At 37.6% G+C, this 13,214-nt stretch carries 6 protein-coding genes; all 6 read right to left on the reverse strand.

What is annotated here, in order from left to right:
* Position 1: 1 nt before the first annotated feature.
* The 6 genes from FLUTA_RS14455 to FLUTA_RS14480 all read right to left on the reverse strand — a co-directional run bounded on the left by FLUTA_RS14455 (position 2) and on the right by FLUTA_RS14480 (position 13,139).
* Positions 2-6,958: a PKD domain-containing protein gene (locus FLUTA_RS14455; RefSeq protein WP_013687633.1), complete on the reverse strand. Its 6,957-nt coding sequence runs from the start codon at positions 6,956-6,958 to the stop codon at positions 2-4.
* A 192-nt stretch (positions 6,959-7,150) separates the two neighbouring features.
* Positions 7,151-8,158, reverse strand: a complete 1,008-nt coding sequence (locus FLUTA_RS14460; protein WP_013687634.1) for a T9SS type A sorting domain-containing protein — start codon at positions 8,156-8,158, stop codon at positions 7,151-7,153.
* A 123-nt stretch (positions 8,159-8,281) separates the two neighbouring features.
* Complete coding sequence (locus tag FLUTA_RS14465) at positions 8,282-9,058, reverse strand: hypothetical protein (RefSeq protein WP_013687635.1); 777 nt, start codon at positions 9,056-9,058, stop codon at positions 8,282-8,284.
* 97 nt (positions 9,059-9,155) lie between these two features.
* Entirely contained in the window at positions 9,156-10,040 is an 885-nt protein-coding gene (locus FLUTA_RS14470) for a BamA/TamA family outer membrane protein (RefSeq protein ID WP_013687636.1), read from the reverse strand.
* A gap of 9 nt (positions 10,041-10,049) precedes the next feature.
* Positions 10,050-10,919, reverse strand: a complete 870-nt coding sequence (locus FLUTA_RS14475; RefSeq protein WP_013687637.1) for a hypothetical protein — start codon at positions 10,917-10,919, stop codon at positions 10,050-10,052.
* Positions 10,920-10,925: 6 nt separating this feature from the next.
* Positions 10,926-13,139, reverse strand: coding sequence for a M48 family metallopeptidase (locus FLUTA_RS14480; protein ID WP_013687638.1), 2,214 nt, complete (start codon positions 13,137-13,139; stop codon positions 10,926-10,928).
* Positions 13,140-13,214 lie beyond the last annotated feature (75 nt).

Consider the following 13,214-nt stretch of genomic DNA (forward strand, 5'->3'; position numbering starts at 1 on the left):
CTTATCGTATTACAGTTACAGTTCCAGATCGCTTAATTCTTCCTTTTGGATATTCTTTCCCTTCCCAAACTTGTTCATTTCTGAAAGTTGCTGTTGCTTTCCAGACATACGCATCCTGTTGAACAGGAACTCCTCGGTAGGTTCCATCCCAATATCCAGTTGGCCGTCCATTTTCATCCAATGCATCTGTAGACCAAATGAGATTTCCCCAATCATCATAAATCAACAATTCAAAGGTCTTCAAACCAACTCCTTTCGGAACGAAATTCGCTACTTCGAAATCGGCATGTCCAGGACTCATCGCATTTGGAATAAACAAGCCGTAGTAGAAATCGACAGTAATGTTTTGTACCGCAGTATCCGCGCAACCATGAATGGTACTTGCTATTAATATGATTTCAAATTGTCCATCACTGTCATAGTGTTCTGTTGGATTTTCTTCGGCGGAATAGTTTCCATTTCCAAAACTCCAAGAATAAGAGTCTGCTAAACTGCTCAAATTGGTAAACGCTACAATTCCACTCAATGGTTCTGGTCCTTCTACATTGCTATAACTGAAGTTCGCTGTTGGTTGTGGCAATACGGTAATAGAACTGTTCGTCGCTACAGTGTCGTTACATCCTCCATCTCCATAAGCAATCAGAACGATGTTGTAGTTCCCGCTTGAGCCATAGCTGTAATTGATCGAATTTCCTGTCAAAATAGTTCCATCTCCCATCTCCCATGAAATAGAATTAGCGAATTGGGAGTTCACTAGTAATTGTATTTCTTCCCCAACACAAAGAGAATCTGATGGGATTACAAAGGATGCGCTTGCCAGTTGGTACGATGAAACGGTTTTTTGAATGCTGTCTACACAACCGTGAATGGAAGTAGCGACAAGGGAAACAGTGTAATCGCCAACTTGTTGATAAGTGCTACTTGGACTAGTAAGAGTAGAAGATAAACCGTTTCCGAAATTCCAAAGATAACCAGCAGCATTGGCACTTTGATTGGTGAAATTAATGACCGTTGGTTGTATACAAGGATCAATCGGAGTTGAAGTGAAATCAACTGTTGGTAAAGGATAGACCGTAACGACTTGTGTTGCTGTATCAGGACAACCGATATTATCCAGTACGATTAATTGAACAGCGTATGAACCTGGAGTTGTAAATGTGTGCGTTGGATTTGTTTGAATAGAAGAATTTCCATCTCCAAAATTCCATGCTTGACTTGTTATTCCTGCACTGGTATTTGTCATTTGAACCGTCAAGTCCACGCAACCAGCATTTGGACCAAGTGTAAATTGGGATGTTGGTCCTTGATTTACCTTGATTGTTTTTGATGTTTGTGTTGTACAACCATAAGTTTGACTAATCCCAGATAAGGTTACTGTGTAAAATCCACCGCTCGAATAACTGTGTGTTGGGTTGGTTAGAGTAGAAGTTGTTCCGTCTCCAAAATCCCAGCTAATTGAAGCAATTCCCGAGCTCAAGTTATTGAAGATAAATCCTTGATTCACACAAACAGAATCCAGAGAGGTAAAATCAATTTGAGGCAAGGGATGAACAGTAACAATGGTCGTTGTTGTATCAAATCCACAGCCTGCAGCGAAAAGTGAAACGATGTATGTTCCGGGAGTTGTAAAAGTATGTGAAGGATTGTATACACTTGAAATATTTCCATCCCCAAAATCCCAAGAAGAAAAACTGGCTCCTTGCGAAAATTGATTCAAATTGATGGTGTGAGGAACACAACCCATCGGATTGTCGATATTGAAAAATGCATTTACTTGTGGTGGAAGAACGGTGATTTGATGTTGCACGGTGTCTGAACCACATTCATTGCTCACAATAAGTTGAATAGTGTAGGTGGTATCTTCTGTTCCAGTGTAAAAAGTGTGTTGAAGAGTTGTGCCAGATGTGTCAGAAGTAGTTCCGTCACCAAAAATCCATTCGTAGGTATCAGGTAAACCAAAACTATTGTTCACCATGTCCAGAATGAGTGGTGTACAGAGGATATTGGTAGATGTTCCAAAAACAGCTGTTGGTGAAGGCATTACAGTTATTTGTTCCGAATGACTGCTGGTTCCGCAGAAATTGGTTAAGTTCAAGGTAATGGTATAACTGGTATCACTAAAATTACTTGCTTGATACGTTTGTGAAAGAGGAGTTGGATTGGTACTTGTTTGTCCATTTCCATAATTCCAGTTATAAGTTAAGCTTTGACCTAAAGATAAATCGGTAAAAGAAACCAACATTGGTCCACAAGCAGAATCAGGAGCTAAAATAAAATCAGCCATTGGAGGAATTCGAACTTCTATTTGATGGCTAATTGAATCTAAACAGCCGAAAGAAGTTGTTACCAGTAATTGAATGTCGTAAAAGCCCGCTGATATGTATGTATGATTGGTATTCGAAGTAGAAGAGGAGGTTCCATCTCCAAAGCTCCAATCACTTTGATTCGCCAGTGTGCTTGTATTTGTGAAAAGTTCATTCGTTCCAATACAAGTAATCGGATTATAGGTGAAATTCGCTACGGGCATTGGATGAACAGTTGCAAGCAACGTATCGCGATTAATACAACCAGTTGTTGGATTTGTAAATGTATATACGATGGTGTTTGTAGCTATCGGAGCTATTGCTGGGTCGAATGTTCCTAACGAAGCATCTGTGATTCCATTTCCGCTCCAAACGCCATTTGCTGGATTTCCAGAGAAGTTAACAGGAGTATCGCTTTGACAAAATTCAACATCAACCCCAACACTTACGATTGGCAAAGGATGAACAGTGAATAGCATGGTGTCGCTTGTTAAACAGTTTCCTGCACCATTTGAAATCACTAAAGGGAAAGTTCCTGCAATCGTTGGGTTAAACAATCCGCTTGCATTTACAAAGCTTCCTGTCCAAGTTCCTGTTATTGGCATTCCAGTCAACTGAATAGTTGGAGCATCAATGCAAGCTTCTAAATCAGTACCTGCATTTGCCAAAGCTGGACTGACAACAGTTACAATGCGCGTATCGGAATTCGTACAACCAAATCCATTTGTGAACGTGTAAATCAAATTAAAAGTTCCAACTACACTTGGAGTGAAAAGTCCTGAAGGGGTAATTCCTGTTCCAGACCAAGTTCCACCAGTTGGTAATCCAACAAATTGAATGGGAAGAGGTTGGTCACAAAGTGTAGTATCCATTCCTGCATTTACAACAGGTAATGGATTTACAGTGATTATGAGATTATCTGAAGCAGTGCAGCCATTTATATCAGTAAATGAATAAGTGATTGTTTTTGCTCCAGTTCCAGCAACGGAAGGCGTAAATTCTCCAGTCGGATTTGTAATTCCAATCCCTGTCCAAGTTCCTCCAGTTGGTGTTCCGGCTAAGTTTTGAATTCCTGCATCAATACAAATGGAGAAATCAGTTCCTGCATTTACAATCGGCAATGGATTTACAAGGGCAACTAATGTGTCTCTTAGCAAACATGCACCTGATCCCAAAGTATAAACCAAATTAAAACTTCCAGCAATTGTTGGATTAAAAATGCCTGCTGGAGTTGTAAATGAACCACTCCAAGTTCCTCCAGTTGGTGTTGGAGTTAAAGAAACGTTTGGAGCATCGATGCAAACTGCAAAATCAACGCCTGCATTTGGTTGTGTCGGACTTATAACAGTCACAATTCGTATATCACTAGCAATACAGCCATTTGCATTGGTAAATGTGTAAGTCAACGTAAAGTTACCAGTTCCATTTGGGGTAAAAACTCCAGTTGAACTCACATTCGTTCCTGTCCAAATTCCTCCCGCTGGAGATGCAGTTAATTGAAATGGATTAGGTTGATCACAAGCAGTGGTATCTGGTCCAGCATTTACAATTGGTAATGGATTTACGGTTACAATCAGATTGTCAGAAGCAGAACAGCCATTTACATTCGTGAAGGAATATGTTAAGGTTTTTGGACCAGTTCCAGCAACCGAAGGCGTAAATTCTCCAACTGGATTTGTAATTCCAATTCCAGTCCAAGTTCCTCCAAGAGGTGTTCCGTTTAGATTTTGAATTCCAGCATCGATACAGACTGCGAAATTCGGTCCTGCGTCAACAATTGGCAATGGATTTACGGTCATGAGCATGGTATCCCGCGATAAGCAAGTTCCAGTACCAAACGTGTAAACCAATGCGTGTGTTCCAACGGTGTTTGGAGTAAATATTCCAGCGGCTGTAATACTCGTTCCGCTCCAAGTTCCACCTGTTGGAGATCCGATTAAGGTAATGGTCCCAGAGCCGAAGCATTTGGAAGAATCAGGCCCTGCTAAAGCAGGAATTGGATCTGTAACGGTGACGATTAATGTATCTGTATTGGTACAACCGTTTCCATTCGTGAAGGAATAAACGAGGTTGAAACTTCCAGTTCCGCTTGGAGTGAAAATTCCTGTAGATGTTACGTTGGGTCCCGTCCACGTTCCTCCAGCTGGAGTTGGTGTCAGTGTAAATGGAATGGGTTGATTACATAGATTGACATTTGGTCCTGCATTTACAATTGGCAATGGATTCACAGTTATTATAGCAGTTGTAGTTCCTGAACAAGTTCCGTTGGAACCCACAATGGTGTAAGTTTGAGTAGCAGTTGGATTTGCAGTTACAGTTGCTGTATTGGTTGCAGATAATCCAGTTGCTGGACTCCAAGTATAAGAAGTTGCTCCCGAAGCTGTCAAGGAAACGGATTGCCCATTACAAATTGTTGCACTTGGAGGTGTCACTGTAATTACGGGAATTGGATTTACGATTAATGTGACGGATGAACTCGGACCTGGACAACCAGCCATAGTTCCAAATACGGTGTATGTTCCTGCCTGAGTAGCTGTGACGTTCGTGAGATTAAAGTTTTGCTGATTACTCGTAAATGAATTTGGTCCAGTCCAAGAATAAGTTGTGGAAGCAGAAGCATCCGAAGTGAAATTGGCAGTACTTCCTGCACAAACTGGGCTGTTTACTTGCGGATTGAGGACTGGAGGAATTGGTCGGATAACCACGGATGCATTTGCAGTTGTTGTTCCGCAGGCATTCGTTACGGCCAATGAAATAGGAAATGTTCCAGCAGTTGGATATGAAATTGCTCCAGGAACAAGCGTTGCTACACTATTTGGAGAACCTCCCGTAAAAGTCCATAAATAGGAATCGGAGGGTTCTAAACAATCAATAACGCTTGCTGTTGGGCTGACACTTAAACCAGCACAAACACTTGGAACTGTATTAATGATCACTTGTGGCGGTTTTTGAGCAACGATTGGCTGATTGGTAACAAAAGACCCGCATGAATTGCTTAAAGTAAGTCTTACCGTATAGTTTCCAGCTTGTGTGAATTGAATTTGAGGATTAACAGATGAAGCATTAGTTCCCCCCACGAATGAGAAACCTCCTGAAGCTGGTAAACAAGGACTTCCATTGAAAAGTACTGTCCAAGTTCTCGTTACATTACAAGTGTTTGCTAAGTTTGATGCATCTGTTACTTGAGCAGTAAATGGAATACACGCTGAAGTAGGAGTAATTGTAAACGAAGGAGTGGGTGGACTTTCAATACATACTGTGCGTGTTATCACATTTACACTACACGTATTTGTGGTTGTTAGCGTTACTGTATATGTTCCTGGAGCTGTGTAAATATGTGTTGGACTTGTAGCAGTAGTTGTTGTTAATGTTTGTCCATCTCCAAAGTTCCATTGGAATACTGTATTTGAGCTACAGGCACTGTTAAATCCCGTTTGAGTGGAATTTATAAAGGAAACTGCTGAGCCAACACAATTGTTTACTGCTGCAACATTGAAATTCGCCTGCGGTCCAGTATAAACACGGATAGGGGAGATAGAAGCTTCACTGCTATCACACAAATTAATTGCTTTAATTCGGAATACAAATTGATTACCAGCTTGTCCGCATGATGAAGTTGTGTAAGTATGACAAATAGTTGCTGGAGGAGGATGAGATAAGGTGTCTGTAGGTGACCCATCTCCGTAATTGACCACGTAAAAAGTGGTGTTGTGATTGGAGGTATAATTACTCAGTGGAAAACAAAGTGTTATTGGTCCACAGCCTGTTGTAGCTCCTGGATTTGCAGCACCAATAGCCGGATTAGTAATATTCGCAATGTTGTAGGAAACCGTTTGAACACAGCCATTATTTCCAGTTACGGTATAATCCAACGTAAAAATCTCTGCAGTGGTGTAATTATGAGATAATCCACCTCCAGGAAAAGTACCTGAATTAAAGTCTGGAGTACCGTCTCCCCATTGAATAGTATAGTTTGAAATGGCCGTAGTTGAAGAAGCATCAAAAACGGTCATGGTAAAGTTTGAGCCATCACAATTGCGCATTTCGGCAATCGGATCGATCAATGCTGGATTTGGAAGCGCATTAATTGTAACTGTTTGGCTAATAGTTGAGGTACACCCATTTGAATTCGTAACAACTAATGTGACTGTGTAATTTTGACTTCCAGTACCAACTAAATTGAATTGATGTGTAGGATTTGTTTGAGAGCTAGTATTTTGTCCTCCAGAACTAGGATCTCCAAAATTCCAAGCATAACTGAGTCCTGTTCCAGTGGAGGTATTTGTAAATTGAATGGGAATATTGGAACAACTGTTGTTGCCTGTAAAGTTAAATGAAGCTGTTGGAGGAGGTGCTACTGTAATCGTCACATTATTGTCGTCTGTGCATCCTAAAGATGAGGTAACAGTGAGTGTATACGTTTGATTACTTGTTGCTGTGAGTGTTGGGTTTGCACATGTAGTACAAGAGAGTCCTGTAGCTGGAGACCACGAGTAAGTTAATGTTCCCGCCCCAGTTCCAGCAGGAGTTCCACCGAGAACTGTGGATGCTCCAAGACAAACTGTTACATCAGGACCTGCATCTGCATTACATTGAGCAAATAAATTACTTTGGAGTAAAAGGCAAGCAGTAAGTAGAAGGAGAGAGTTCTTCATTTTCATTTGCGTAGTTGGTACAAAGGATCAAAATAAATTTGAATTTCCAAATACCTCAATTGTAGTAATAGTTATTCCAAAAGATTGGGTAGCTAATTTATGAAATAAAAAGGAAAAAAGAAAAAAGAAAGTCAGGGTAACAAAAAAAGTCCCACATATGCGGGACTTTTTCTAAGTTATGATGACTATTTATTAGTTGATAGTCAATTTTTTTGTTGTTGCATTTCCGTTAGAAAGAACTACTACTGTATAAATACCAGCTTGAACATCAGAAACATTGAATGATTGTGATGTTCCTGCGTTTTGAGCAGTCAAGATTGTTCTTCCAGCCATGTCAATAATAGAAACTGTTTCATTTCCAGATAATCCAGAAATAAGAACTGATTCATTTGCAGGGTTTGGATACACACCAAAAGTTGCTTTATTGTTTTTAGAAAGCGCTAAATACTCATCTGGAGCAACACTACTCATAACTAGTGTTTGATCCAAATTAAATAAATTACTTGTTACTTTAAGATTTGAGTGAACAAAAACAGGTAAACCATTTGTAGTAACAGAAAGATCGTAATATTCATATTGAACTCTCTCAACAACTACAGGCCCAGCTAATGTAGTAGCAGTTGCATTATCAACAATTTTGAAACGAGTAATGTTGTTCAGTGTAGTTGTAGCATTCAATTTCAATGTTCCTGTACCATCAACTGTTGTGGTAATTGTACCTGATGTTGCTGCACTACCAAGAACCGGAACTTGAGAGTCACCTGAGTAAGTATCGGTCAGCGTATTTGTTAAAGCATAGGGATAATTCATTAATTTTGCTGGATTCGCATCGAATCTAACTTGAACTGTTTGACCAGGTCCAGTTTCGAAAACGTATCCTTGAGATGATCGATCACTAGCTGTAGAAGAAAAATAACTTGTTGTAAAACCTGGGATTTCAATTGCTTTTGTAGCACCAGCATAGTTACTCGCATTTGCAGTTGTAGTAGCATCAACAACAAGAACTGTTTTAGATGAATTAGGGTAACCAATAGTGGTACTGTAATCCCATGTCGCAGTTGCAGTAGCGTAATTTACTGCGTTAGAATCTAGAACGTACATGATACGCGTATTCCCAATTGTTGGTTCATTTGCTTGTGTGAACTGACCAAATGCAGCTCCTGTAAGTAAGCTCGTAGCTAATAGTAAATTTAATTTCATAGTTTATTTTTTTCTAAAATTACAACATTACATGATTACCTTTTCCGTTTTTATTTAAATGGTAACATTTGTTTCCTTTTTAAATGCTTATTTAACAAAAAGGTTGGAAAATTAATTTATGCTTTAAATCATAAACATGACTCCAGCTCTGCAACTGAATAAATTGGAAAGTCTCGATTGTAGTATCTTTCGTTCATTTCTATCATCAGGGGAGGAATACTCCGAATTGAAGATTATCAATGAAGGGTTGAGATTTAAATGGAAATAACCACCAAGATTTATTGCCATCCATCGAGTAATTGGTATTCTATATTCAGCTCCCAAAAGTGAAGTCATTGCTAGTTTTGGAGATCGGGAGAAACTGATTTTTTGATACTTGAATACTTTTTCGTACGTATTGTATGTGTAATAATTCGATGGGTAATTTTTTGAAATACCTACAGTAAATTCGATACCCAATCCGACGATATAAGTGAGTCCGACAGGGGCATTTGAATTATTCTTTGCGCTAAATTCAACACGAGGCATTATTCGATAGCTTCTATATTCGAATCTTACATCATAAGATTGCGTGTACTTTACATTATAAGCTCTTAGTGAGAGTGCGCTTCCATGTAAGTAATTGAAGTCTATTGATAATCCCAGTTTTTTGGTTAATGAATAGCCAACCGTTGCATGAAAGGAATAATTAAAAAGTCCTTTGGAGGATTTTTTATAAAATTCAGTGCCTCTGTGGTAACTTCTAAAAGAACGTTCATTTCCATCTGATAGGTATGAAACGAGGTTGAAGTTTCCTCCAGCTCCAAGTGTCAATTGAAATCGCTTATTGTAAAAGCTAAGATCTTGAGAATGTATTGAAAATACAGCCAAAAGGAATAATAGTAGAATAGAAGCTTTCATTTTAGTTGGATTAAAATGATTATAAATAGGTTATTACTAACAGGGTGAAGATATAAAAAAGAATAGAAAGGTGTGGTTTTGAATATGGATTTATGCTTTAAAGCATAAACATGACTCCAACTCTAAAACTTGCCAAATTTTGAAAACGGTAAATAGATAATTGTCTTGAAAATTTCCAAGAATCTGTTTTCATATCGATTTTCCCAAAAATATCTGCATCTGTTAACCAGGCCTGAACAGGAATATTTAAGGTTAAATAGCCGCCAAAATTTAATGCGATACTTTTGGTTAATGGATATCTATATTCCAATCCGTATAAGGCAGTGATGTTAATTCCTGGTTTCCTGGAAAAAGAAAAGGGAGTGTTGGGAGCGTAGGTTCCAGTGGTAGTTTGTTCCAGATAATTGTATTCATCATTGATGAAAGCATCATAATTTTTAGAAACTCCAGTTGACAATTCAACGCCCAAACCAATTACATTGACTAATCCGATGGGGGAATTGGAACCATGTAAACCAAGTTCAATTTTGGGCATTATTCGAATCGTGCGGTAGTTAATCCGAGCTGTTCTTCCAAGTGTGATTTCCATGCTCGAAGTATTCTCATTGTAGACTTCTCTATATCCATAATTATCAATGAACATATTCCCGAAATAGTAATTGAAATCAACTGTTAAGGCAATATTCGGGTTTAATTGTACTCCTAAATTTCCATAAACACTGTAATTAAATTGATCCGCATTTTTGGAACCTCCTAAATACTGGTAATAGTATTGACGGTAATGTCGTTCATTGCGACTAATAATCTTCAAAATACTGTTGTGATGAATTCCTCCTCCCAATTGAATAAAAAAACGGTTGCCATAAAATCCAATAGCTTGTTTGTTCTTTTTAGGTCTACCTACTTCGTTGTTCGTTTGAGAAAAAGAATAGGAAGAACTCACTAAAATAATCCACAGAAGATGAATTGTTAGTTTGTACATTCAAAAGATTTAAAGCATAATTACTAAGCCTGTACGCAAACTAAATAAATTTTGAAGTCTTGTCAACGATAAACGATCTTTCATTTCTCGATCCCAGTTTTTATTTCCGTAAGGATCGTAATCGCCGAAATCTAAACCAATAAACTCATTTGCGATGACAGAAATAGGTAAGTTCAAATGGAGATATCCACCAAAATTCCAAGCAATATTTTTGGTTATTGGTAGACGATATTCTAAACCATATTGAACCGTGAGATTGAATGCAAACTCATCAACAAAGGTCATGTTCTTTTCGTAAGGGTTTCCAATCGCAGAGATATATTGAGGGTCTACCATTATATATCTTCCTGATTTTGCTTTAGACATTTCTACACCTATTCCCAAAACATTTACCAAGCCAACAGGTGCACTTGAGCTTCGAGATCCTATTTCTATTCGGGGCATGATTCGAATCGTATTGTATGAAATTCTACCGTCAATTCCTGCTATGGAAGTATAGTTCCCCAAGTTGTCATAAAATTCCTTCCCTCCATAGCCTCTAAGAACCATGTTTCCAAAGTAATAATTGAAATCCACAGAGAAAGTAGTTCGTTTACCGATTACAACCCCAAGATTTCCATAAACACTATAATTAAATTGATCTGACTTCGTTTCACTCCTATATTTTTCATAATAAGTACTATTTCTCATATCTCTTTCATAGGAACTGGCAAATTTCAGTAAAGTATTGTGATGAATACCCCCTCCAAATTGCATCACGAAGCGCTTACCATAGAATCCAATAGTTGATTTTTTCTTTGCTGAAGTTGTTTGTCCGTATGAATGTGCTGCGGAAAGAAATAAAATTCCAACAATCAATGTTGTTATTAATTTAGACATGTCTGATTAATTTGTTGATTTGAAAATTTCGTAATACTTAGATCCTAGAAGTACTTTGGAAGGTCTTCCACTAATTAAGTAAACTTCCGAATAATCTGCATGTCCAGTCTTTAAGTCAATTCCAATGAAATTGATTAATGTTTTTTGAGAATCTAGAAGTTTTCCTGTCAGTAACATCAATGCCACAGGAGGAATATACCACGTTGCAAGAACGGGTCTTGCGATTTCCATCGGTTCACTTTTTTTCTGATCCAAGTAAAAAATGGTTGGAATCAAAATGACATCTGAATTATATTTCTTAGACATTTCTTCAATAACTACATAATCGATGGGGAAAAAATCTACTTTTCCATAATTCTCATTCTGTCTTAAGGCAGATTTGATATACATGAATGCATTGATTCCTTCAATCGTTAAGTTATTAGGAGCATTGTCTGTATTGATTGTATATCCATTTTTGCTACCTTCAGCTAAGATTAATTCTGTAGCATGTGTTTTGATTGATTCTGAAAGTTTGATCGTTTTTTTAGAAGATTCAGCAATTTCAACATCTGTATCTACTAAAGCAATGGATTTTGATTTCAAATCAGGAATTGTTGGAATTAATTTTGATTTGTTTTCGCGTGCTAAAGAATCCTTTTCTTTGCTATTCAATGATTTATTATACGCAAGTTTGAATTGCTTTACAAATCCGCTATCCGACATAATATCATGCATACCATAGAGGTAATAATTTGTTGAATCAAATACTTGCGCATCAATGTTTCCATCTGCAGTTCGCTTTTTCTTGATTTTATCGTATTTAGAACCTGTGTTTTGAACTGCTTCATTCTTCTTCAAGGTATCCACCGGAATTTTAGCGATTGAATCATTGTAGTCTTTGTTTTTTACAATTGCAGTGCTGTAATCGTACTTCGAAAATGCCTCCAATGAAAATTGCTTTGTAGTTGCAGCAGTTTCCACCATTCTTTGGTAAATAGCTTGAATTTCTGAATTGTTGGGATTACTTGACTTGATATCATAGATTTCTCTTAAAGCAATGGTGGACATTTCTGCCTTTTCCATTTTCTTTAAAATAGAATGAAGGATAGCAATTTCTCCTTCTTTGTGTAATTTAGTTTCAAAAGGTTTGGACAAGGATGCAGATTTTGACTGTGCCAAAGCAAGCCATGTTTTAGCTTTCATTGATTTCAAATATTCTGAATTTGGAAACTCTTTTTCCAATACATATATGGAATACAAAGCGTTTGTTAAGTCCAAAGCTAATATGCTATTTCTGATAGATTCAAATCGTGCAATGTTTCTAATTTCCGCAAAACGATTTCCGCCAACTACTGTTGCATTTCCTTTCCAGCTAGTTCCTTTTTCTAACACATCTACAACTTGTTTCTTGCGTTTTGAGATATTTGGATGAGAACTCTTGCTATCGTTATAGTTTTCTTCTGCTGTAATAGGGAATTCTTCTTTCGGAAATTTAAATGAAGGCATGTAGAATTCTTTTGAATTAAAGAAGTCCATTGGTATTTTTACTTCATCAAATGGCAAGTAAGCGTACATCAATACATCAAAAGTAGGTTCGATTAAAGCTTCATCGTATCCTGCTTTTTTATACAATTCAATTGCATCAGAATCAGCTTCTAATTCTCTATCCTTGCTGTAAGTGCTTAATTCGTAGTAGTTAGCGTTTTTCAAAACCGTTTTTTGTTTGAAGCGCTCCAAAACGTGTTTTCTCTTGTAATGGGCAATTTCATGCGCCAAAACATAAGCAATTTGGGCTTCACTACTTACTTGGGAAACTAACCCAGTGGTTACGAATATAACTCCTTGATCGGTTGAGAAAGCATTCGTTTCATTCGATTTTAAGGTGTAGAAACGCAATTCATTGAATGTTGTTGGGTCGTCTTTCAACAAATTTTTAGCAATATCTCTCACATAAATAGAAATAAGATCACCGAATAAACACACTTCTGAATGAATAATTTCATCAATGCTTGTGTGAATTCCTGTATAAAATTTTCTTCTTAGGGAAGGTGCTAAATCAGGACGGTCAACTTTTATATCTCGTTCTACTTTTTGATAGGTGGAAAGACTGAAGTCATCTGGTATTGAGCCGTTTGAGCCCATTGTTTGATAATGATCAAAATCTACTTTTGATTGGGCAAATAATTCGCAAGTCGCTAATAATAGCGTAGGAATTAGGATTAGATTAATTTTCAGCATACAAGTAAAATAATGCGGTAAAGATAATTAAATTTTGGATTTTGAATATAAGCTCATTTTTGGTTTAAGTAACGC

This window comes from Fluviicola taffensis DSM 16823, from assembly GCF_000194605.1.
Classification (GTDB): Bacteria; Bacteroidota; Bacteroidia; order Flavobacteriales_D; family Crocinitomicaceae; genus Fluviicola; species Fluviicola taffensis.

Coding starts and splice junctions, on each gene's coding strand:
- FLUTA_RS14455 (WP_013687633.1), bottom strand. CDS start 6,958: ATGAAGAACTCTCTCCTTCTACTTACTGCTTGCCTTTTACTCCAAAGT.
- FLUTA_RS14460 (WP_013687634.1), bottom strand. CDS start 8,158: ATGAAATTAAATTTACTATTAGCTACGAGCTTACTTACAGGAGCTGCA.
- FLUTA_RS14465 (WP_013687635.1), bottom strand. CDS start 9,058: ATGAAAGCTTCTATTCTACTATTATTCCTTTTGGCTGTATTTTCAATA.
- FLUTA_RS14470 (WP_013687636.1), bottom strand. CDS start 10,040: ATGTACAAACTAACAATTCATCTTCTGTGGATTATTTTAGTGAGTTCT.
- FLUTA_RS14475 (WP_013687637.1), bottom strand. CDS start 10,919: ATGTCTAAATTAATAACAACATTGATTGTTGGAATTTTATTTCTTTCC.
- FLUTA_RS14480 (WP_013687638.1), bottom strand. CDS start 13,139: ATGCTGAAAATTAATCTAATCCTAATTCCTACGCTATTATTAGCGACT.